The organism is Paenibacillus xylanilyticus (genome assembly GCF_013359935.1).
In the GTDB taxonomy this organism is placed as follows: domain Bacteria; phylum Bacillota; class Bacilli; order Paenibacillales; family Paenibacillaceae; genus Paenibacillus; species Paenibacillus xylanilyticus.
On the sequence record NZ_JABMCB010000179.1, the window covers coordinates 26,218 to 47,799 of the forward strand.

23 protein-coding genes and 1 pseudogene are annotated in these 21,582 nt (G+C 48.2%); 9 read left to right on the top strand and 15 right to left on the bottom strand.

Annotated elements, in window-relative coordinates:
* The first annotated feature begins 1 nt into the window (after position 1).
* Together HP552_RS13505 and HP552_RS13510 are read left to right on the top strand one after the other, a co-directional pair.
* The gene (locus HP552_RS13505) at positions 2 to 445 is read left to right on the top strand and encodes a DUF441 domain-containing protein (protein WP_175395980.1); all 444 of its coding nucleotides are present in this window, start codon (positions 2 to 4) and stop codon (positions 443 to 445) included.
* A gap of 187 nt (positions 446 to 632) precedes the next feature.
* Positions 633 to 1,145, top strand: a complete 513-nt coding sequence (locus tag HP552_RS13510) for an ADP-heptose synthase (protein WP_175395981.1) — start codon at positions 633 to 635, stop codon at positions 1,143 to 1,145.
* Positions 1,146 to 1,224: 79 nt separating this feature from the next.
* Here HP552_RS13510 and HP552_RS13515 read toward each other — a convergent pair whose 3' ends face one another.
* Both HP552_RS13515 and HP552_RS13520 read right to left on the bottom strand, forming a co-directional pair.
* Positions 1,225 to 1,674, bottom strand: coding sequence for an NUDIX domain-containing protein (locus HP552_RS13515; protein ID WP_175395982.1), 450 nt, complete (start codon positions 1,672 to 1,674; stop codon positions 1,225 to 1,227).
* A 111-nt stretch (positions 1,675 to 1,785) separates the two neighbouring features.
* Positions 1,786 to 2,082 (bottom strand): HesB/YadR/YfhF family protein, encoded by a 297-nt coding sequence (locus HP552_RS13520; RefSeq protein ID WP_175395983.1) that lies wholly within the window; start codon positions 2,080 to 2,082, stop codon positions 1,786 to 1,788.
* Positions 2,083 to 2,576: 494 nt separating this feature from the next.
* On the opposite strand from HP552_RS13520, the gene HP552_RS13525 reads away from it, so the two are divergent.
* The 5 genes from HP552_RS13525 to HP552_RS13545 all read left to right on the top strand — a co-directional run bounded on the left by HP552_RS13525 (position 2,577) and on the right by HP552_RS13545 (position 8,329).
* A complete protein-coding gene (locus HP552_RS13525) occupies positions 2,577 to 4,322 on the top strand; it encodes an ABC transporter ATP-binding protein (protein WP_175395984.1) in 1,746 nt (581 codons plus the stop codon).
* 12 nt (positions 4,323 to 4,334) lie between these two features.
* Entirely contained in the window at positions 4,335 to 6,425 is a 2,091-nt protein-coding gene (locus HP552_RS13530) for an ABC transporter ATP-binding protein (protein ID WP_175395985.1), read from the top strand.
* Between the two features lie 232 nt (positions 6,426 to 6,657).
* Positions 6,658 to 7,350: a TetR/AcrR family transcriptional regulator gene (locus HP552_RS13535; RefSeq protein WP_175395986.1), complete on the top strand. Its 693-nt coding sequence runs from the start codon at positions 6,658 to 6,660 to the stop codon at positions 7,348 to 7,350.
* Positions 7,347 to 8,135, top strand: coding sequence for a DUF4097 family beta strand repeat-containing protein (locus HP552_RS13540; protein WP_175395987.1), 789 nt, complete (start codon positions 7,347 to 7,349; stop codon positions 8,133 to 8,135). The genes HP552_RS13535 and HP552_RS13540 overlap by 4 nt, the downstream gene beginning before the upstream one ends.
* Positions 8,136 to 8,155: 20 nt before the next feature.
* On the top strand, positions 8,156 to 8,329 hold the full coding sequence (locus HP552_RS13545; RefSeq protein ID WP_175395988.1) for a hypothetical protein: 174 nt from the start codon (positions 8,156 to 8,158) through the stop codon (positions 8,327 to 8,329).
* Between the two features lie 45 nt (positions 8,330 to 8,374).
* On the opposite strand, the gene HP552_RS13550 is transcribed toward HP552_RS13545, so the two are convergent.
* From HP552_RS13550 to argS, 5 genes and pseudogenes are all read right to left on the bottom strand, one after another.
* Complete coding sequence (locus tag HP552_RS13550) at positions 8,375 to 9,028, bottom strand: YdcF family protein (protein ID WP_312884291.1); 654 nt, start codon at positions 9,026 to 9,028, stop codon at positions 8,375 to 8,377.
* Complete coding sequence (locus HP552_RS13555) at positions 9,021 to 9,575, bottom strand: hypothetical protein (protein ID WP_246310881.1); 555 nt, start codon at positions 9,573 to 9,575, stop codon at positions 9,021 to 9,023. Before HP552_RS13555 ends, HP552_RS13550 begins: the two co-directional genes overlap by 8 nt.
* 98 nt (positions 9,576 to 9,673) lie before the next feature.
* Positions 9,674 to 10,384 carry a hypothetical protein gene (locus tag HP552_RS13560; protein WP_175395990.1) on the bottom strand — a complete coding sequence of 237 codons (711 nt, stop codon included), beginning with the start codon at positions 10,382 to 10,384 and terminating at the stop codon, positions 9,674 to 9,676.
* Positions 10,381 to 11,313 (bottom strand): annotated as a pseudogene (locus HP552_RS13565) (ATP-binding cassette domain-containing protein); the annotation flags it as partial. The gene HP552_RS13560 and the pseudogene HP552_RS13565, both read right to left, overlap by 4 nt.
* 139 nt (positions 11,314 to 11,452) lie before the next feature.
* A complete protein-coding gene (gene argS, locus HP552_RS13570) occupies positions 11,453 to 13,180 on the bottom strand; it encodes an arginine--tRNA ligase (RefSeq protein WP_175395992.1) in 1,728 nt (575 codons plus the stop codon).
* Between the two features lie 121 nt (positions 13,181 to 13,301).
* Between argS and HP552_RS13575 the strand changes: the two genes are divergently transcribed.
* Positions 13,302 to 13,706, top strand: coding sequence for a hypothetical protein (locus HP552_RS13575; protein WP_175395993.1), 405 nt, complete (start codon positions 13,302 to 13,304; stop codon positions 13,704 to 13,706).
* A 36-nt stretch (positions 13,707 to 13,742) separates the two neighbouring features.
* Here HP552_RS13575 and HP552_RS13580 read toward each other — a convergent pair whose 3' ends face one another.
* Both HP552_RS13580 and HP552_RS13585 read right to left on the bottom strand, forming a co-directional pair.
* Positions 13,743 to 14,078, bottom strand: a complete 336-nt coding sequence (locus HP552_RS13580; RefSeq protein WP_175395994.1) for a four-helix bundle copper-binding protein — start codon at positions 14,076 to 14,078, stop codon at positions 13,743 to 13,745.
* Positions 14,079 to 14,146: 68 nt separating this feature from the next.
* On the bottom strand, positions 14,147 to 15,205 hold the full coding sequence (locus tag HP552_RS13585) for a CobW family GTP-binding protein (protein ID WP_175395995.1): 1,059 nt from the start codon (positions 15,203 to 15,205) through the stop codon (positions 14,147 to 14,149).
* 166 nt (positions 15,206 to 15,371) lie between these two features.
* Between HP552_RS13585 and HP552_RS13590 the strand changes: the two genes are divergently transcribed.
* Complete coding sequence (locus HP552_RS13590) at positions 15,372 to 15,890, top strand: MogA/MoaB family molybdenum cofactor biosynthesis protein (protein ID WP_175395996.1); 519 nt, start codon at positions 15,372 to 15,374, stop codon at positions 15,888 to 15,890.
* Positions 15,891 to 15,973: 83 nt separating this feature from the next.
* Here HP552_RS13590 and HP552_RS13595 read toward each other — a convergent pair whose 3' ends face one another.
* From HP552_RS13595 to HP552_RS13620, 6 genes are all read right to left on the bottom strand, one after another.
* Complete coding sequence (locus HP552_RS13595) at positions 15,974 to 16,531, bottom strand: hypothetical protein (protein ID WP_175395997.1); 558 nt, start codon at positions 16,529 to 16,531, stop codon at positions 15,974 to 15,976.
* A 78-nt stretch (positions 16,532 to 16,609) separates the two neighbouring features.
* Positions 16,610 to 17,629 (bottom strand): acrylyl-CoA reductase family protein, encoded by a 1,020-nt coding sequence (locus tag HP552_RS13600; RefSeq protein WP_175395998.1) that lies wholly within the window; start codon positions 17,627 to 17,629, stop codon positions 16,610 to 16,612.
* Positions 17,630 to 17,665: 36 nt separating this feature from the next.
* A complete protein-coding gene (locus HP552_RS13605; RefSeq protein ID WP_175395999.1) occupies positions 17,666 to 18,088 on the bottom strand; it encodes a hypothetical protein in 423 nt (140 codons plus the stop codon).
* 429 nt (positions 18,089 to 18,517) lie between these two features.
* On the bottom strand, positions 18,518 to 19,972 hold the full coding sequence (locus HP552_RS13610) for a nicotinate phosphoribosyltransferase (RefSeq protein WP_175396000.1): 1,455 nt from the start codon (positions 19,970 to 19,972) through the stop codon (positions 18,518 to 18,520).
* Between the two features lie 162 nt (positions 19,973 to 20,134).
* Entirely contained in the window at positions 20,135 to 20,698 is a 564-nt protein-coding gene (locus HP552_RS13615; protein WP_175396001.1) for a cysteine hydrolase family protein, read from the bottom strand.
* A 65-nt stretch (positions 20,699 to 20,763) separates the two neighbouring features.
* A complete protein-coding gene (locus HP552_RS13620; protein WP_175396002.1) occupies positions 20,764 to 21,567 on the bottom strand; it encodes an NUDIX hydrolase in 804 nt (267 codons plus the stop codon).
* Positions 21,568 to 21,582: the final 15 nt, after the last annotated feature.

Here is a 21,582-nt window from a genome sequence, read left to right on the forward strand (position 1 = left end):
GATGGATATGACCTCCATGCTGTTGCTCGTGTTCGCAGCACTCGGTATTATCAGCAGCAATACACCTGTGACCGTAGCCATGGTATTTTTACTGCTGCTGCGGGTGTTGAATTTGAATCAGGCTTTTCCCTGGCTTGAAAAATACGGACTTACGCTTGGCATTATCATTTTGACCATTGGCGTCATGGCACCACTTGCCAGCGGTAAGATGAGTCTGCAGACGATTGGGGAGTCTTTCCTCCACTGGAAATCGCTGCTCGCAATTGGTGTGGGTTTACTGGTGGCTTACTTGGGTGGACGGGGTGCTACACTCATGAGCACGCAACCAACTGTAGTTGCAGGACTACTTATTGGAACCGTACTTGGGGTAGCCCTGTTTAAAGGTGTCCCCGTAGGCCCACTGATTGCAGCGGGCATTCTATCACTGCTGCTCGGCAAATCCTGAGCGAAGTTGGGACTTGACATCCTTCTGCTGACTGGCTGTATTTCCCACCGTTGTGTGATATACTACTATTCATGCAATTCATGCATCCATGTCCATAGCAGAGAAATCAATTTCATTTGTATTCGTTTGCATTATAAAATTGATTCACCTCGCAATTATTAATGGCCGCAGGAGGATTCAGTTACCTATGTCACGTCAGTTTATTACAGAAGCCGTGATGGTGGCTATTTACGGTCAATTGCTCGCGCCGCCCGCGCCTGTTGAATATATTGTTCCTTATACCACCGTCTTGGAGTTATATGAATTTCAGATTAGCCCAGACCCTTTGATGGATAACCCTGCTGATGATCAGCATGTAAAAACAAAGATTAACGAGATGATTTCATATTTTGAAGAACCGCTGAACAAGAAGAAAATCGAACGGGCCTTATCTGTTCCGTGGGCAAAAAGCCCGTCCATTTTGTTTGGTGATCAGGTTTCCATCGCCATTATCAATGCAGTGGATACAGCTCAGTATGGTGAGTATTTCGATCCCATTGAGACAGAACTGCTGCTCACTTCACAGCGCCTGAGTATCCCAATCCTTACGGATCAGGTTGAGCTGATCGCTCGGATTATAGAATCATCCGCCCCTGTGCAAGTATTTGATATTGACGATTTTGATTTTGCGATGGATGAAGAGCCACTCGATCAGGTTTAGTTAATCCAGGCTCGTACAACACCCCATGGGACAACACAAAAGAAGCCTTTCCAGTAGGGAAAGGCTTCTTTTATTTGCTTTAATCCATTTTTGAGCGTTCAAGCAATAATCGGCTGAGGCCATTCAGAAGCGGCAGCGAAGATGGATCAAAAAACTTCAACCCAGCCTCACTGTTCACACGGGATTCCACCAGACGATCCTGAATGATTAGTGCCCGAAACAGGGCGATGACATAATAATCCTCATCTCCGCTGGAATGCAGTTGTCTCAGATCCGGACCCGAATGCAGCGTTTCAAGTATCATGCTGCTTGCCGTCCATCCTGTTTCTTCCCACAGTTCCCGATGAGCCGCATCTTCAATGGCCTCGCCAGGACGCATCCGTCCAACGGGGATACGCCAATGCCCCTGCTCGGCGTGCTGGATTAACAACAATTCACCTTGTTCGTTCTCGGCCCTGACAGCAGCCTTCACCACAATATGAGAGCGATTTGCAATATACTGGGCCAGATCTCGGGCTGGCGGATTCAATACTTATCCCTCCTGTTCGAAGCCGGCAGAAGCCAGCGATACAATTGATACTTAGCCGCATTTCATTCCAGCTCTATCAGCTCGTTACAGATGCTCCCCTGAATTTATTGATTAGACCTCAGTATAACGATATTCGATATCTTGTCCTTCTTCCACAACATCAACATGCAGCTTGTGGCCTTTCAGATACCAGTAATCGTGATCTTCCATAAAAAAGTGAATGCCAGATACTTCTGTTTGCTCTGCCGGATGGCGCGGTTCCTCCACGGCGATCCCGAGTGAAAATCCGGGATGGAGGCCTCCGCCGGAGCTATAACGGGCAAAAAATCGGATGCTGTCTCCTTCATTCAAGTTCAGTTCTTCCTTATACCAGCGAGCGGCACGGTCAGATACATGTATGGTACTCATTTGATGTCAGCTCCTTCTCTATATATATGTTACATCATATCGCTTGATTGGCTTGAGTTCAAACATTACACCAAAGAAATAAACAAAAATAGCCGATAGTGCAATTGTGAAAAAAGTTTGACAGATCGCAAAAGGCGGTGTTAAGATGCAAACATACGAGATCCACATTCAATTTATTTCCAAAACAGAAAGGGTGATTACGGTGTTTAACAGTCATATGGATGGTCTAATCAGCTCACAATTAAATACCGGAGCACCCTCGAAATCGTTATTCCGTTTCTAAGTCAGCATCACAGTAATCTTGAATCAGATTAGCTGTTATGCACACTTATGATACTTATGTTCAGCGGTGGCTCTGCTCTCGGAGCCATGCGCTGTATGATTGATATCCAAGACATACCGCCTGCGTGCGGTATGTCTTTTTTTGTGGGTACAAATCGGCAAACATGAGCAGATAACGTATTTCACAGACACTCGAAAGGAAGGGATACCACTTGTTCTCTGTACTCAAAAACCTGGCCTGGTTCTTCCGGCTGGAACGCAAACGATACCTGATTGGTGTCATTTTGCTCATTCTCGTGGGTGTAGCCGAACTGCTGCCCCCTCGTCTTCTCGGCAATGCCATTGACGAGATTGTGCGCGGTTCCATCACTGGTGCCTCACTCACACGTTACATTTTACTCATTCTAGGAACAGTCGTTATTATCTATCTGACCACGTACATATGGATGCACAAACTGTTTGGTGGTGCAAATCTGGTTGAACGCTTGCTGCGTTCGCGATTTATGGATCACCTGCTGCGGATGACCCCGCCTTTCTTTGAGAAAAACAGAACAGGAGATCTGATGGCTCGCGCCACCAATGATCTTCGTTCCATTGCCACAACAGCAGGTTTCGGCATGCTGACACTGACTGACTCTACTGCCTTCCTGGCAACGGTATTGTTCGCTATGGGTTTTCTGGTGAGCTGGAAACTGACCCTTGCCGCAATCCTGCCTTTGCCGTTTATCGCCATTGCCATGATGATCTACGGGAAAGCCGTGCATCAACGGTATACTTTGGCACAGGATGCCTTCGGGGACATGAATGATCAGGTGCTTGAATCCATCGCAGGTATTCGCGTGGTGCGCGCCTATGTTCAGGAACGTCTGGACCAGAAGCGGTTCGCTGATGTCACTGAAGACGTTTATCGCAAAAATCTCGCTGTTGCCAGGATGGATGCACTATTCGAACCAACGATTCGGCTATGTGTCGGTCTCAGTTACGTCATCGCACTTGCCTACGGCATCTATCTTGTGTTTCACAATGAAATCACCCTTGGAGATCTCGTATCGTTCAACATGTATCTGGGGATGATGATCTGGCCCATGTTCGCCATTGGTGAGCTGATTAACCTGATGCAGCGTGGCAGCGCCTCCCTGGACCGGGTTAACGAAACCTTGTCTGTAGAACCTGCTGTCCAAGATGTGGATCAGCCTGCTCATATTACGAATCCTGAAATTATCTCGATGCAGGATGTGACGTTCCGTTATCCAAGTTCGACGGTCGATAATCTTAGCCATGTCAGCTTCTCCCTTCGCCCGGGCCAAACACTCGGTATCGTTGGGCGTACGGGAAGTGGTAAGTCAACCCTTCTTAAACAGCTGCTTCATGAATACCCTGCCGGCTCCGGCACATTAAGTATATCCGGGCATCCGATTCAGGAGATCGCCAAGGATGACTTGCACAGCTGGATCGGATACGTTCCACAGGAGCAGGTGCTGTTCTCCAAGTCGGTTCGCCAGAACATTCAATTTGGTAAGCCGGGGGCAAGTGATGAAGTCATTATGGAAGCCATTCGTACGGCAGCCTTTGATGGAGATCTGGGTACTTTATCCGATGGGCTGGATACTCTTGTTGGTGAAAAAGGGATTGCCCTGTCCGGCGGACAAAAACAGCGGGTATCTCTGGCGCGTGCATTTATTGCCGATCCTGACATTCTGATCCTGGATGATGCCCTATCCGCAGTCGATGCAAGAACAGAAGCCAAAATCATTGAAAATATACGCAACAAACGCTCGGGCAAAACAACGCTGATCTCGACACACCGCCTGTCCGCCATTGAACACGCAGACCGGATCATCGTACTGGAGCACGGGAAAATTACGGAAGAAGGAACCCACCAGGAACTGCTTGCCATGAATGGCTGGTACCGTGAACAATATGAACGGCAACAGGTGGAGTCCAATCTGTCCACGTAGGAGGTCAACGTTTTGAAGTCGAATACAGGCAAAAGGCTGCTTCAATATGCCCTGAAAGCCAAAGGAACTTTTATTGCAGCATTAATTATGCTAACGATTGGTGTTGCGGCTGAGCTCGCCGGTCCATTTATTGCGAAATCGATGATCGACAATCATCTGCTCGCCATTGAGCAGCCGTTTTATGAAACGGAAGCTTCTTCCGAAGCGGCAGCCTACAACGGCAAGAACTACAAACGCGAAGGCCGGTTTGAAGCCGGTGAAGTGAAGGGTCCCGAAGTCAGAGTACTGCAAGCCGGCAAAAGTTTTTATTTTGTCAATGAGCCGGTAAGTGCACCTGATGGAGATCGTTCTTATGCCAATGGCACACTCACCGTTACACGCGCTGGCGAAGTGACTGGCCAATATGCGGCAGAGCCGCTTTCCGCTGGTGAACTCTTTGCCTTTTACAAACCTGAGATGCCAAGCATCTATCAATTGATTGTCTATTACATGATCTTTCTCGTGATCTCGGTCATTATGGAGTTTGGTAAAACCTACTGGCTGCAATCCTCTGCGAACAAGGTTATTCAAAAGCTGCGTAATGATGTGTATGCACATATCCAGCGACTGCCGGTACATTTTTTTGATAATCTGCCCGCAGGTAAAGTCGTTTCCCGGGTCACGAACGATACAGAAGCCGTTAAGGATCTGTTCGTTGCCGTACTTTCTAACTTTTTCTCGGGAATCATTACGATTACGGGGGTATATGTCGCCCTCTTCCTGCTGGATTTCCGTCTCGGACTGATCTCGTTGTTCGTTGTACCGATGCTTATTCTGTGGATTGTACTCTATCGCAAATTCGCTACACGCTACAATACAATCATCCGTTCACGACTGAGTGAGATCAACGCGATTATCAATGAATCCATTCAAGGGATGTCCATCATCCGGGTATTCCGTCATCAGAAGCAGACCAAGCAGGAATTTGAAGATCTGAATGACGATTATATGAAACACCAGAACAAAATGCTGAATCTGAACGCCTTCACTTCACACAACCTGGTCAACGTATTGCGGAATATCGCTTTTGCAGTTGTCCTGTGGTACTTCGGTTCCAGTGTGCTGGATGGCACCAGTATCATCTCACTGGGTGTTCTCTACGCATTCGTCGATGTTCTGGGGCGTTTGTTCCAGCCGATCACCGGCATGGTGAACCAACTGGCAAACCTGGATTCCTCCCTCGTTTCGGCTGGACGTGTGTTTGAGCTGATGGATGAACAGGGCGAAGCCGTAACCGATGGCTCGATGCCAAGGTACAAGGGCAATGTCGTATTTGACGATGTATCGTTTGCATATAAAAAGGATTATGTGCTGAACAATATCTCGTTCAAAGCATCCCAGGGTCAAACGGTCGCCTTGGTCGGTCATACCGGTTCCGGTAAAAGCTCGATTATCAACCTGTTGTTCAGGTTCTATGATCCGCAAAAAGGCAAGATCACCATTGACGGTCAGGACGTCAAAGATTTGCCAAAACAGTGGATCCGGCAGCATATGGGTATCGTACTGCAAGATCCGTATCTCTTCACTGGCACGATTGCCTCTAACGTCAGTCTTGGAGATAAACGCATCACACGTGCTCAGATTGAACAATCACTGCGTGATGTGGGAGCAGAACGGATCCTGGCGCATCTGCCCCAAGGATTTGATGAACCCGTTATTGAAAAAGGAAGTACGTTATCTGCCGGACAACGTCAATTGATCTCTTTTGCCCGTGCACTCGCGTTCGATCCGGCTATTCTTATTCTCGACGAGGCTACGGCCAACATCGATACCGAAACAGAAGCACTGATTCAAAATGCACTGGAAGTCCTCAAAAAAGGCCGGACTACCTTCATCATCGCCCACCGTCTCTCAACAATCCGCTCAGCTGACCAGATTCTGGTCCTGCACCGCGGACGTATTGTGGAACAGGGGGCGCATGATGAACTGATGGAACTTAGAGGACGATACTATCAAATGTATCAACTGCAGCAAGGGGCACAAGCTGGTGGTGAAGTAAACGAGAATAACAGCTCAGGCACAGCCATCCGAACATCCGCTACCTTAGCTGGAGGTAATCTATAACGCTTCATGCTTTTGTTAATTGAATTTAAGGGTTAGGATTCATTTTCTATACGACCTATGTCTGGACTTCTCCGGTCCTGCGGCATGGGTCGTTTTTTAATGTATCTAAAAAAGAGTGGATTTCACTCCTCTGGAGAGCTAATCGCCCTTTCAATTACCTCTTATTGACATCAAAAATGTTTCGAGTTATTATACATACCAACGGTCGGTATTATAAATCAAGGAGGTTGTTATGGCCAGAAACAAATACCCTGAACAGACGGTTCAACAGATTCTATCCGTTGCTGCACAGCTGTTTACGGACAAAGGATATGAAAAGACGAGTATTCAGGACATTCTTGAAGCTCTGGGCATGTCCAAAGGCGCCATATATCACCATTTCAAATCCAAAGAGGAAATCTTGAACGCCGTCATGGAACAACAGTTTGAATACTCTGCCCGCATGCTGGATCAATTGGTTATTCACACGACTGCAGCTACAGCAAGAGAAAAATTAATTCAAATCCTGGAGCATGTACTCTCTGATCCTCAGGCACACTCACTGGATCGCGTTCTGCAGACTCAGATTAAAAATCCACTCTTCATTGTTAGAGGCATTCAACAGGCGGTGCAAATGGATGCACCCGTTATTGCAGCAATGATGAAAGAAGGTGTTGCAGATGGTTCGATCAGTACAGCTGATCCCGAGGCAGCGGCTGAAGTATTTATGATGCTGGTTAACATCTGGATCAATCCTGCCATCTTTGGCCGTAGTATTGCAGCCACCAAACAACGCCTTATCTTTTTGCAAACACTGATGAAAACGCTAGGAGCTGATATTGTAAACGATGAACTAATCGAGCAAATTTTGAACCATCATGAGAAGATTGGTGCATTTGTAACGGCGGAAAGTAACGGGGAAGGAACCGAGGGGGCGTTCGATTGAAGCCTGTTGAACATATCATTTGTAAAGAAATACAGCTCGAGGCACCTGTTCGTTTCCTCACTCTGGATTGGATGCATGGCGACGTGCATATTGCGCCTGGTGCGGATCCATTTATTCGCGTTATTCAACGAGCGAGCGCCCGTTTTCCACTTTCTCGTTGTTTTGACGCTCAGGTTGGCAGCGACACTCTTAGCCTAATCGATGGATGCAAGCACGCCTTCCCGCTGGGTATAAACTTCAAGCGTACATCGCTAAGCATCCTTCTCCCCCCCAATGTAATGAAACGTATAACCCTCAAGAGTATTGGAACACGGATCGTTATCGACAACATGGATACACAATATTTGGATTGCCATTGTACATCAAGCAAGATGAACGTATCCGGTCATGCCGAACACTTCAGTTTGAGGACAGTCGGCAGCCGGATCGCATGTATGAATCTGAATACGAACCAACTGAAACTCCATGCCACCTCTTCTCCCACTCAACTCCATGGACAACTTGCACATGTTCAATCCCGTACAACAGGCAGCACACTTTCCATTCAGTCCTCTACGATGCTGCAATCGCTGGACCATGTCTCCACCAGCGGCCATATGGACCTTCGGATTCCTGACTATAATGGGTTTACATTAAATTTCAACCAGACCGGAGGACGCCTCAAAAGCGACTTTTCGCTTCAGAAAAACGGGGAGCAACATGTATATCTTGACGGTACTCACCCATTTCAAGTCCAGGTTAGAGGCGGATCATTGAGATTAGGGAAATATTCGACACTTTTCTAATAAAGAGGGAGGGCATCCACATGAGTATCGGCTGGATTGTGGGCAGCAGCTTGGCAACTGCAGTGTTATTGACAGGGATCATCTATCTGTTCGTAGGCTATCGCAGAAACACGAAAGTACGCTGGCCTTGGTGGTTGATCGGATTTGGCGTGGCCGCACTCGTTAGCGCAGCCATCAATTATCCCGGGACATGATTGGTGGCGAGCTGTGCAAAGAAAATAGACAATCCACATGCAGCCTCAAGGCTGCTGCGGATTGTCCATCCATCCCTTTACCGTGTAACCCATATATAAGACCGTTTCTCGCGCCAGAAATGGAAATTGACTTCGCCAAGTCTGATATGCTGACGTTTGTGTTGGAGAAGGAACAGCATCCATGCCCAGACCGCTTGCCAGCTTCATCGCCCGCTTCATATGCAGCGGGTCACTTACAATCGTATAGGTGTGATATCCTGCCTTTTTCCCAATCTTAATCGAATTAACCAGATTCTCTTCCGTAATTCTCGATTGTGTTTCTATAAGGATATCTGCCGGATCTACGCCGTGTTCCACGGCATAATCTCTTCCTACTTCAGCTTCCGTGCGCTCTCCTGTACGGCCAGAACCACCGGTGAAAATAAGGTTATGTATCGTGCCCTGACGATATAACCCAACGGCATGTTCGATCCGCTCCCGAAAAACGGGGGAGGGATCATCCCCATCCACAGCAGCACCAAGGATAATCGCCGCATCACTCCGTCTGGAAGATTGCTCAGTTGTGTAAGCCGATATCAGCCAGGCCGTAATCATAACCCAAACGATGCCCAGCAGCATCAGTGTTGTAATGGAAATGACAATCCAGCGCCGCTTGCCTCTTCGTTTCAGATTTCGTTCGGGGACCTTGCTTTCAATCACGCTGATTCTCCTCTTCCATGCTTCGAGCATGCATGCTCTCCGAATGCATATGCTCAAGCCGCCGCAGCGCCGCAGCCGACTCAGCATTCAATCCAAGCTGTGCAATCCAGGCCCCCGTGTACTGCTGAAGACTGATCTCCAGCTCCTGCGCGCGGTCTTTAAAATCCTCCAATTCCTTGATCATGCGTGATCGCCCCTCAGGGCTAAAGGTCTCGTGGATCCGCTCTTTGAAATAGTGGTGCACAATGCTATTGCGCTGCTTCCATAATTCATTCAACTGACGGGTCTCCTCGTCAGAAAACGTAAAGTGATGACGAACTTCATGTATAAGCTGTCCAAGTGAACTGCTCATTTTCCGTTCGTACAGATCTTCCAGGTCTTCATCGGATACAGCCTTGCCTTGAGACATTTTCATTAAAAGAATCAGATTAACCAACTGCTGCTCAAGAGCCTGTCCATAATAAACAGCCAATCCGTAGTATGCAAACAATTCCCTGGAGTGTTCGCTATCCAGCATGTCACCATTCTGCATGTCTGTGTTTTGCAAAAGCGAGCGCCCCTTTCATTCCCGTACCAATTCCCGTCTCATGTTCTCTATCGTAACGAAAGAGAGGGCAATATTCAAGTTACAACAAAATATGGCGTCTAACTTCGCAAATCCCTTCTTCCAGACAACCAAACATGAATGATTAACAGGACGAAAGCATACATGACAGCCCAAATGATTGTTAGGTAAATAGATCCCTGCTTCGCTTCTTCAAATATCATCATTTCACGTACGAGGTAAAAGGCTGGAGGTAATACTTTGCCCAACCATTGCAGCCATTCCGGCAAATGATCCGTCAATGCACCTTGCACAAATGAAAGCAGCAATACTGTGATCAATCCAGGCATACTGCGACTAAACTGATGAACATATGATTTTTGTAAGAAAACACATAAGCTCAAACCCAGCAATGACAATACCAGATGTCCAGACCAGGCCATCATCCACTCCCCAACGGTCGGCTGCCTCTCGAACATGCCAAAAATCACAGGATACAGAACCGTGATAATCACAAGTGCACACTGCATAATCCACGCACACCATATCTGTCCAAGAATAACTTTTCGTTTATTTCCTGCATGCAGAACAAGTAATTGCAATTGCCCCGCCGGCTCTGCATTCATCACGGTCAGACCCAGCCAGGCTGCCCCAAAAAAGAGAAGCATGGCCGTTACACTATAACTGTCCGCAACCGGGTTGGGTTTATATGAATAAATCAGGAGCATGGCAATGACATACATGATGACGGGTGCAAAATACTTCTGCGAACGGATGTAATGCCTGAGTAAATACCGAGTTAGAACAATCATGAAAATCCGCCTCCCGCTACTTCCGACTGAGAATGAGGTCGGGTAGATGGGGCCACTCTTTCACCCGGATGTTCAGAAGGATGATGACCTTTCAGCAATCGTTCCATATGTATTTGGCTCTCCTCTTGCAGAACGGACACGATCGAGCCTCCAGCCGCAAGAATCATACCGATAATGTGGTCCGATCTGCTGCGTTTCACTTTCCAATCCCAGAACTCTTCACTGCCATTATTGCTCTCACGATGACGATAGATATCCAGAACGCCCTTCTGCTCGGCAAGCTTTGAATAGGTATCCGAGAGTTCCGTATCCGATCCTGTCATTAAACTATGAATCCGTATAACCGGCTCCCCGAGCTCTTTCAGATCTGACCGGCTCCACTGACGCAGTACACGCCCCTTCTGCAGCACGTACACCTGATCAGCCATACGTTCAATGAACAAAGGTTCATGACAAGCCGTCACAATCGAAGTTCCTTCCTGCTTCCACTGCTGCAGCAAAGATACGACAGCTTGCTGGGCAGGAATGTCCAAGCCAGATAACGGCTCATCCAGCAGTATTAGTCCACCAGGTCCCGGTAACATCGCTTGAATCAAATTCACCTTTTGAAGTGTGCCTTTGGACAGCAGCGGTAATTTCTGATCCATCGCAGTCCCAAGGAAAAACAGCTCACTCAGCTCATGAATTCGTTGACGCAGCAGCGTAGGGCGCACGCCGCGTATACGCCCCATTTCCCACAAGTACTCGGCGGATGTGAAGGGTAAGCGAGGCAGTCCGTCGAGCGCATACATTTTCTCTCCTTTTACGGTTTGACATACCGAACCTCCATCGGGCAATAGAAACCCCGCCAATATGCGCAGTAGTGTGCTTTTACCTGAACCATTCCTGCCCACCAACACGACACATTCCCCAACCCCCACATCCAGACTGATCTCTCTCAGAACCAGCTCGCCTCCGAGGTGTTTGCTCACCTGTCGAAGAGAAACACCTGCCATTAACTTTTGCACGTTATTCTTGGGCTTACCCGGTTGCCTAAGAAGTTCATGCTTTCCCCATTTCACAGGGACCTCACATCCTTTCAGGAGCCTGTACGCCAAGCAAATACAGACTGTGCTTAATTCGTTCAGCCGTACGTTCGGTCAGGGTTACCCGGAAAGGCCGCTCTTCAGCCGGAGCATCAGCGATCCGTTCAGCGTGATAGAAGCGGTTAAATGCCTGCGCCACATCAATGACATACTTGGCAATCACCGACGGCTCATTGCGTTGAATGGCTTTTTCAAGGTATTCCGGATAATCGGTCAACAATTTAAGCAGTGCCCATGAAGCATCACCAACGTTTGTGCCATGACTCACACCATCATTGCTCTCTGCGTCTTTCAATCGATTCGTATTGCCATCATCCATACCCTTAATCGCATCTTTTGCCTTGCCAAGCACGCTGTTAATCCGTGCATAGGTGTACTGCACATAAGGCCCTGTCTCCCCTTCGAAGCTGACCGCGTTTTCCAGCGAAAAATCCACATCGTTCAGACGATTATTGCGTAAATCGCCAAAGACAATCGCCCCAACGCCCACGGCTTCCGCTACGTCCTGCGCGTTGTCCAGATTGGGATTTTTCTCTTCAATAATCTGTAATGCCCGAGCAACGGCCTCATCCAGTACCTCCTGCAAAAAGACCACTTTACCGCGGCGGGTGGACATCTTCCTACCCTCGAAACGCATCAAACCAAACGGAATATGCTCACAGTCCGCAGACCATTCATGCCCCATCCGGGACAATACGGCAAAGACCTGTTTGAAATGCAGCTTTTGCTCACCTCCAACCACATATAACAGCTTATCGGCTTGCATGACATCATGACGATAAACGGCCGTTGCCAGGTCCCGTGTCGGATAGATGGTTGTTCCGTCTTTTTTGATAATCAGGCAAGGAGGCATATCCTCCTCTTCCAGACGCACGACTAGTGCTCCATCACTCTCTTCCAGCAACCCCTTGGTTCTGAGCTCTTCCACCACGGCCCCCATCTTATCGTTGTAAAAACTCTCACCGAGGGTATGATCAAACTGTACATGCAGGCGTTCATACATCCGGTCGAATTCCTTCATGCTCACTTCAACAAAGAAAGCCCACAACCGTTTAGCTTCTTCATCCCCCTGCTCCAGCCTGCGGAACCATTCGCGTGCTTCGGTCTCCAGCGTGGGATCATTCTCCGCTTCATCATGGAAACGTACATACAGTTCAAGGGAAGTGCGTATGGGTTCCGCCTGCAGCGCTTCATCGTTTCCCCAACGCTTGTAGGCTGCGATTTGTTTGCCAAACTGGGTTCCCCAGTCGCCAAGATGATTCACACGAACCGGGGTATATCCTGCTTCGTTATATAATCGATATAGTGCAGCGCCAATGACCGTTGAACGCAGATGTCCAATTCCGAACGGTTTGGCAATGTTGGGTGATGACATGTCAATCACTACACGCATACCCTTGCCGATCTGGAGCTTTCCAAACGAGGGATGGCCCAGCATTTCCAGTAACTCCGAAGACAACTTCTCCCGGTTAAAGTGTATATTCACATACGGACCTGCCGCTACAGCATCTAGTCCTGCTGCCTTCAGTCCCTCGGCAATCTCAACTGCAATCGCTGCGGGTGCTTTCTTCAGTGATTTAGCCAATACAAAACAAGGAAAGGCTGCATCCCCCAGTTCGGGTTGTGGTGGTGTTTCCAGGAGCTTAAGTACCTCTGCTTCCTCAAGCCCCGTAAGTGGAGCAATATGTCCTGCCGCCAGTTTCATTAACATGGTGAACACTCCTTGTCATGACATAATTTTTTTGATGCATATAAAAAAGCCCCCGTCTCTATAAAAGAGACGAGAGCTGATCTTCACAGTTCCCGCGGTACCACTCTAAGTGAACAACTTCATGACTGCATATATCATATGCTGCCAAAAGCTGCTCCGCTCGGTGCGAGTAACGGTCGCAAGCCGGATTACCCTCATTGCAGATGCCTTGTCTCCTTCTAAAAGGGGCATCTCTTCGGATAACCATCTCACGGGTGCGGTTCACACAGGTCATGTCATACCGGCTTCCACCTGCTCCGGCTCGCTGCTATGCATGATTCTGGTTACTCTCCCGATCACGGATATTCATCGTTTCAATTCATTTCCATCATTATACATATCGTTCCTTGCTTTGGCAACCTGGATCTTTTTGTGTGTCTCTTCTCTAATGGAAAAATCCCCTCCCGTACGGCAACGTTTCCGCACATCCGTCAATCAGATGTACTTTACGTTGGTTCAAGAGGGGATTAAGCCATTCATTCTCTGAGTTAATTGGCTTCTATTTAATTCATGCATTCTATGATTAAGCTACTGCTGCCATCAAACGGCAAGCTTCTGCACATTTACGGCAGGCTTCCGCACAGGCTTGACAGTGATCATGTTCATGTTTTCCGCATTCGGCAGCACATGCTTCACAAGCTTTTACACACAATTCGCAGATTTCGGCGATAAAATCACTACCACGTGTCATCGCTTGAGCAGCGAATCCACAAATTTCTGCACATTCCCGATCCAGTCGAATACAGTCACGCAGCATGGCCAAGTCATACTCTTTCAGACTGGATATGTAACATACGTTGCAAGCATTCATGCACTCCAGGCAAGCATCAATACATTGTTGATATTGTTGTTGTGTCATTTAAAGTTACCTCCCAGGCAAAGTTTGCTATGCTTCTTAATACCCAGTCTGGAGGAACCTTGAATCAATTACGCTTGATTTATCGCTTCCATTTCCATCAATTGCTTACGAATGACAGCTTGGTCAAAATGCTCGCCTATAAACACAGCCACATTGGGCACGTCCCCCTGAGGGGTGATTTTCATATAATCCGATTCCCGATAAGCATACTGAAACCAGAAACGGCTCGCCGTATCACTAAAGGAAAGAATGCCCTTCGCCCGGTATACATCCCGGGGCAGTCCGGCTACAAAACGCTCAAAAGCTTCACTTTTCACTGGCTGGCTAAAATAATGCGTATAAACCATGACATGCTCATGTGAAGCATGGGGAGCGTGAGGTTCATGGTGTTGTCCGTGATCATGGCTGCATCCATGTTCTGTACAAGCATCGGTATGGACGTGCTCCGCTGAAATCTCCCGTTTATCCGATTCAGCAGCAGCCTGATAAGCGTGTACTCCAGCTCCGCTTTGAAGCAGCAGGTCCATGTCAACCTCACATCGCACAGCTTGGATCACAGGGGCAAAGCCATTCCATTTTGTCAGCAGCTGCCGCAAATCACTTATTTCCTGCTCGTTGACTCTGTCTGTTTTGTTCAAAATCAAGATTGAGGCACAACGAATTTGCTCCTGCATCAACTTAAACGTCTGCCCCTTCTGTTCCTGATACAGGCCTGACAGATGTGCCGCGTCTACAACAGTAATCAGGCTTTTCAGTTCAAGACGCATATATAACGACGTTTCCGTTACCGCATCCAGAATTTCCATCGGGTTGGCCGCTCCCGTAGCTTCAATGATAATGACGTCCGGTGACTCCTCCCGAACCAGATCAGCAAGCTGAATGCCCAGGTCACCTCTTACGGTACAGCAGATGCAGCCGCCCAGCATTTCGGTCATCGGTACTTCGGCATCCACAACCTGACCATCCAGGTTGACCTCACCGAGCTCATTCATGACCACTGCTGGCCGCAAGCCTGCTTGCTGCCAATGTTCAATCAACTGCACCAGCAGTGTCGTTTTGCCACTTCCCAGAAAGCCTGACAATATATATACAGGTATGGATTGTTCTTTTTCACTTGTTATGCTCATTGCTAAACACCTCTCTGGCTGACCATTGTATGGGTCGTTCTATATCTAGCGAGTGTACACTATCCTGCATTCTTTACGCAATATCGATCTATTCTTCCACAGTACATTGCCTGAAGCTGCTGAATGGTCTATGCTATGGAGAAATGTGGATAGAGGAGGGAGTTTCATGACCACTTCAGTGGAACAGCATCGTCAGGAAGCGCCGGACAAGGTCTCCTGCATGATTGTCACCGTATCGGATACCCGCACCAAGGATACGGATACCAGCGGACAACTTATGCATCAACTGCTGACTGAAGCAGGATATCAAATTGTAGAATATATCATTACACCGGATGAAACCGAGCGCATCCGTACCATTCTGCAGGATGCAGCTGTTCGAGATGATATTGAAGCCGTACTGCTCAGCGGTGGAACCGGGATCGCTCCCAGAGATACAACGTATGAGGCTGTATCCTCTCTGCTCGACAAAGAACTGCCCGGCTTCGGTGAAATTTTCCGTTTTCTCAGCTATACGGAGGATATCGGTTCAGCTGCCATTCTAAGCAGGGCCGTGGCCGGAACGATTGGACGCACTGCGATCTTCTCCATGCCAGGTTCCAGAGGCGCGGTCAAGCTGGCCATGGAAAAGATTATTTTGCCAGAGCTGCGCCATGTCATGCGTGAAATATACAAACCCGTCTGAATGATCAGACGGGTTTGTCGTTTTCTACGGATTTATTTAATCCCATTAAATGAAATTGTTTTACTCCATTTTGACTTTACCCCTCAATTCAACTGGTTCAGGACATGATGGAATACTTCAGATACCTGTCCTTCATAGATGTCCTTCTCCCCGCCTGAGGCGGTATACACAAGTGATACGTATCCTTTGCTTCGAATCGCCGTTTTGCCAAGTACATTTTCAATGACAGCCTGATCGCCAGAATTACCATACATTTCTTTCATCCGTGCGGCCCGGGTGTCCGCATCACTGAAAATGTGAACCTTCACAATATGCCGGCCACTTCCATTCAACAGATACATATAGGAGATCCCGCCTTCACCGTCATCAGCAGACATATTGTTCATCAATTTGATGTCTCTTGCGGCAAAAGCTTTATCTAACTCCCGAATCAACGGGCCGTTTAACCCGTGTCCCTGACTCTGGGCTCTCATGTTCCCTTCTTTCGTTGCTTGCCCGCTGTACACTTTCCGTTCCTGCTGGGCCGCTTCGGTAGAACAGGCAACAAGTAATCCGATACACAACACGATCATGCAACCTACAAATAAGGACCCCGTGCGCCGACCAATTTTCACTTGCGTCCCTTTTCTTCCAACACGCATGCTCTTCCTTCCTTTCCCCGCCACTTCGTGGATCGTGGCAATCTTAGGTAGAGTTAGCATGTCTAGGAGAAAAGGATCTTATTCGGCCGGTACGTCTCCCATTGTATTAACGACGGTACGACCGACCGCACCACCCTGTAGAATGTTTTCCAATGTGTGAGGCAGCTGTGCCCAAGAGATCTCCTGAATACCCAGCTCCAGCGCACGATCCGGCTTCCATTCCCCGCCAAGCAAGTTCCACAAGCGTTCCCGCTGCTCCATTGGGCAGTACACCGAATCGATACCAATCAACTGTACGCCACGTATGATAAACGGAAACACTGTTGATTCAAACTTGGATCCAGCTGTTAATCCGGATACGGCAGCTGCGCCTCCATATTGAATCTGTTTCAGACGCTCCTCCATGGCTGGACCAGCTGTAGGGTCTACAACTCCTGCCCACAACTGTTTACCCATAGCCCCCTTGGCGGGTGCATCTGCTTCTTCCCGTGAAATAACCTGTGAGGCACCCAGATCTGTAAGAAGCGTCTCCTGTTCTTTCTTCTTACCCGTGCTGGCCGTCACTTCAAAACCGAGCTTAGCCAAAATGGCCACGGCCATGCTTCCAACCCCACCTGTTGCTCCCGTAACCAAAACTTTGCCCATTTCCGGTGTTACTCCAGCCCGAAGCAAAGCGTCCACCGAGAGTGCTGCCGTAAAGCCAGCCGTACCGATTGCCATCGCCTCTTTCTCACTGAGACCTGGTGGCAGAGGCACAAGCCATTCACTGCGCAGGCGAGCGTATCGGCTGTAGCCTCCAAAATGAGACACACCTGGCTCAAAGCCTGTGCTAATAACACGATCTCCTGGTGCGAATCGTCCACTTACGGATTCTTCGACCGTACCTGCAAGGTCGATCCCGGGTACCATGGGATACTCACGAACCACACCGCCTTTTTCAATGGTCGCGAGTCCGTCTTTATAATTGACACTGGAATACTGTACTTGTACAGTAACATCTCCATTAGGCAGATCTTCTTTTTTCAGCTGCTCTACAGCTGCCTTAACCCCGCCCTGTTCATCGTTTCGTACCACGTACGCCGGAAAAATAGTCTCCATGTATATCCTCTCCTTATGTTTAGTGATTATCTGATCTCAAATGGTACTTCTTCTATCCACAATCAGGTACAAGAGTGGCCCAATCAGAGGGATCAGACCAATGAAGGCCCAAATACGCGATCTGCGGCTGAATACGGAATCCCTGAATAATGCAATCACCGAGAGCAGCGTCAGCAGGACAAAATCGTCATCATATGGATAAAGGAAGATTTGTCTGAATGCTTCCATATATACAGCAGAATTACCTTGAGTAAATCCATAGAAAGCTGTACCCACGTTCAGCAATAAAAGTATACCATGAGTCAGTTTGTGTCCTGCAATCCGATGAATTCCAGACCTACGGTGATTGCCAAAGTGGACAATTTTATATCCCGAACTACTCCTTCTTGGTGATGGTAACTCGTAATAAGGCAGCAGTGCAAAAGCTCTCAGGCCAAAAGACAGCAGCACAAACGGCAAACAGGCACTCGGCTATCACGTTCGTTTGCGGGTGTTTTTAACAAGAGACAGGTGAGACCTCCTCCATTGTTTCATCCCCCGAGGCTGCATGCTTGAAACAAAAACAGCCGATTAGAAAACTCCTGCTACGTATAGCCCTATTTAATTTTCACTACATCCACCACGTGGGCGTGCAGATTCTCCATTTCAGAAAGATGCTGAATTTTGACGTCTTATGCGGTTTCCCGAGAAATAATTATGCCCTTGTTCAAGTGAAAGTCAGTCTTCAACGCTTAGTATACTGCGCTTCATGACCTGTCTGTCCATGAGATTTGACACATCCGCTGAAACCCAATGGACCGCACCTGGATGATACCAAACAAATAGAGCCGGGACAAAACCAAAAAGGCATAACCCGGTAATACATACCGATTATGCCCTCTTGGTTTATCATTCCTCCGTGGATTGTACGTGCTCAGCAATCAGCTTCTGCTTCATATTCCATGCAGCCGGGCTGATATTGACACGGTAAATCTCCGGATTGAGTTTACGCAGATACTCTGGCCAGAAGAGGTCCATCTGTTCCCTGTGATAACTGCGGATCTCATCCAGGGTAGGCAGTTCATACACCTTGAACCCATTTACAAAGATCGGCTCCAGCATATTTACCGCTTCGTAGCGGGTAACCGTCTTCTTGAGATACGGGTGTAGCGGGTTGAACAGCTTGAGCGGACCGCCCTGAAGCGGCTGCTCTTCTCCTGGATAGCAGATATAGTCTGCAATCGCTTTGCCATGTTTCGGATCAATGATCCGGAAAACTTCTTTTTTACCTGGAGTGGAGACTTTTTCGGGATTGGCCGAAATTTTGATCGTTGGCAGCATGGCACCATCCACTTCACGCTCCACCAGTTTGTATACCCCACCTAGAGAAGGCTGGTCGGATGCCGTGATCAGCTGTGTACCCACACCCCATGTATCGATGCGAGCACCCTGAGCTTTCAGGTTGAAGATCGTGTTCTCATCCAGATCATTGGACGCAACAATTTTAACGTAATCGAGTCCTGCCTCATCCAGCATTTGCCGTGCCTGAATGGACAAGTAGGCGAGGTCACCGCTATCCAGACGGATGGCGTTCATTTTTTTGCCTTGGCTCTCGAGCATTTTGGCCGTCTTGATCGCATGTGGTACTCCACTGTTTAATGTATCAAACGTATCCACGAGCAAAGTCACCTGATCAGGCAGAACCTTCGCATAGACGTCAAACGCCTCCTGCTCACTCATGAAGCTCTGTACCCAGGAATGTGCATGCGTCCCCGCTGTTGGGATGCCAAAACGCTCTCCTGCGAGCATGTTGGACGTTGCATGGAATCCCGCGACATAAGATGCCCGAGCACCCCATATGGCCGCATCCGCTTCCTGAGCCCGTCGTGTTCCGAATTCAAGCAGCGTATCCTGGCTGGCCACCTGTTTGATCCGTGAAGCTTTTGTTGCAATCAATGTCTGATAATTCATGAAGTTAAGTATCGCCGTCTCCACCAGTTGCGTCTCCATAATGGAGCCCTCTACCCGAATGAGCGGTTCGTCAGGGAAAACAAGTGCTCCTTCTTTCATGGAATGAATCGTCCCCTGAAATGAAAACTGGAGCAACTCTTCCAGAAAAACAGGATCATAATTTTCCTCTTGTTTGGATAAATATTTGATGTCTTCCATCGTGAATCGAAGCTGGCTGATGTAATTCACAATCCGTTCCAATCCGGCAAATACGGCATAGCCGTTACCAAAAGGAAGCTTGCGGAAATAGGCCTCAAACACCGCTTTCCGTTTGTGAGTTCCATTCACCCAGTGCGCATACATCATATTGATCTGATATTTATCCGTATGTAAAGCCAGGCTAGTCGTCTGCATTTGTCTCATCCTCTCTGACTTCCGCTCGTGACACAGGTATTCCTGTGCATACGGGTCAACATGTGGAGACTCCTCATAATGAATCTGCATATTGCGGAATATATGAGTTCTCCGGATTATTCGTATTTACCATATTTATCGACAACATCACTGAATCCCAGGCTAAGCCTGCGCAAGAACGGTCTCACTTGCCTTGATTACCTGAGCTCCCAGGCTGGATCGAAAATGTCCAAGTGCCCACTCATGTCCCTGCTGGTTAAAGCTGGCAACGGCATCTTCGTATACCGTGATGTGAAAACCTTTGTTGTAAGCATCCACTGCCGTATGCAATACACAAATATCCGTACATACCCCGATCAGTGCGATGTCTGTAATTCCACGCTCGCGCAATCTGAGTTCCAGGTCTGTTCCACAGAATGCGCTGTATCTTGTTTTGTCCATCCACCGTATGTCCTCATGCCGCTCTTCCATCACCTGAGCCAAACGACCATATATCTGCCTTCCTTCGGTGCCTCTAATGTTATGTGGCGGGAAAAGAGCAGTTTCCGGATGATACGGATCACTCTCTTCATGCAAATCAACCGCCATGATGACCTCATGGTTGTTATTGCAATAGGCTTCCGTTATCGCGGCAACGATTTCCTCTATCTCAACCGCTGGCTGGCCTACAGGCAAGGATCCGGTCACAAAATCACGGGTGAAATCAATCACAATCAGTGCTTTCATCGTCCACACTCCCTTTTGAGAATAGGTTGATCCAGATACACTCCAATAATGATAAACTTCCGAAATTAAGTATAGATCGACAGACGAGGTACAAGTTCCGTAAACCGATAGAGCTGTGCCGGACGTTGCGAATACTGATTGGAACTTAGCAGGTTCCCCTCTTCATCCCGTACCTCTTCAACAATCCCTTTGCGGCTGCGGGTGGAAGTGATTTTCCGAATAAAATTAGGTTCTTCAAAATCAGGCACGACACTTTGAATCACCTGGTATAATTCGCTTAGTGTAAAATCGCGGGGCAGAAACTGCCGCGCAATTGTCGTTTCCAGCATTTGCTGCTGAATGCGGCGGTAGGCATCCTCAATAATTGTCCTGTGATCAAAGGCAAGCTCCAACTCCTGCAATGCTTCCTGAATGGTAAACAGCCCCACATCTTCAGCATCATCCGCCGCTTGGCGGTGTTCGAGCATCCATTCTTCTACGAGCGCAAAAAACGCATGAGAGATAATCCATCCCCTCGGGTCACGCCCAGGTTGGCTATATACATTCAGGTACTCCAAATGCCCGCCGTCGACACCGGTCTCCTCCATCAGCTCTCGCTTCGCAGCATCATAGATGGACTCATTTTCCTGACAAAATCCACCGGGCAAAGCCCAGCGTCCCGCAAAAGGCCACCCTTTGCGCTTAATCAGCATCACTTTGAGTTCGCGAATGGGAAGTGTCTTGGTTACCGTCTTGCGTTCCCTCTTGGTTAAGGTAAACATCACAATATCCGCAGGAACGCCATCGGGAGTACGATATTTTTTGGAACTGTAGGCACGAGCTGCCTGTTCATCGTTCTCATCATTAACGTGTTCGTAGTTTTCGCTCATGGGCACCACCGACTA

Bases quoted from the DNA above. Each gene is read 5' to 3' on its own strand.
- HP552_RS13585 (WP_175395995.1), bottom strand. From the start codon at position 15,205: ATGAGCATAACAAGTGAAAAAGAACAATCCATACCTGTATATATATTG.
- HP552_RS13520 (WP_175395983.1), bottom strand. From the start codon at position 2,082: ATGAGTACCATACATGTATCTGACCGTGCCGCTCGCTGGTATAAGGAA.
- HP552_RS13615 (WP_175396001.1), bottom strand. From the start codon at position 20,698: ATGAAAGCACTGATTGTGATTGATTTCACCCGTGATTTTGTGACCGGA.
- HP552_RS13575 (WP_175395993.1), top strand. From the start codon at position 13,302: ATGACTGCATATATCATATGCTGCCAAAAGCTGCTCCGCTCGGTGCGA.
- argS (WP_175395992.1), bottom strand. From the start codon at position 13,180: ATGTTAATGAAACTGGCGGCAGGACATATTGCTCCACTTACGGGGCTT.
- HP552_RS13505 (WP_175395980.1), top strand. From the start codon at position 2: ATGGATATGACCTCCATGCTGTTGCTCGTGTTCGCAGCACTCGGTATT.
- HP552_RS13580 (WP_175395994.1), bottom strand. From the start codon at position 14,078: ATGACACAACAACAATATCAACAATGTATTGATGCTTGCCTGGAGTGC.
- HP552_RS13590 (WP_175395996.1), top strand. From the start codon at position 15,372: ATGACCACTTCAGTGGAACAGCATCGTCAGGAAGCGCCGGACAAGGTC.
- HP552_RS13620 (WP_175396002.1), bottom strand. From the start codon at position 21,567: ATGAGCGAAAACTACGAACACGTTAATGATGAGAACGATGAACAGGCA.
- HP552_RS13610 (WP_175396000.1), bottom strand. From the start codon at position 19,972: ATGCAGACGACTAGCCTGGCTTTACATACGGATAAATATCAGATCAAT.
- HP552_RS13595 (WP_175395997.1), bottom strand. From the start codon at position 16,531: ATGCGTGTTGGAAGAAAAGGGACGCAAGTGAAAATTGGTCGGCGCACG.
- HP552_RS13560 (WP_175395990.1), bottom strand. From the start codon at position 10,384: ATGATTGTTCTAACTCGGTATTTACTCAGGCATTACATCCGTTCGCAG.
- HP552_RS13545 (WP_175395988.1), top strand. From the start codon at position 8,156: ATGAGTATCGGCTGGATTGTGGGCAGCAGCTTGGCAACTGCAGTGTTA.
- HP552_RS13600 (WP_175395998.1), bottom strand. From the start codon at position 17,629: ATGGAGACTATTTTTCCGGCGTACGTGGTACGAAACGATGAACAGGGC.
- HP552_RS13535 (WP_175395986.1), top strand. From the start codon at position 6,658: ATGGCCAGAAACAAATACCCTGAACAGACGGTTCAACAGATTCTATCC.
- HP552_RS13510 (WP_175395981.1), top strand. From the start codon at position 633: ATGTCACGTCAGTTTATTACAGAAGCCGTGATGGTGGCTATTTACGGT.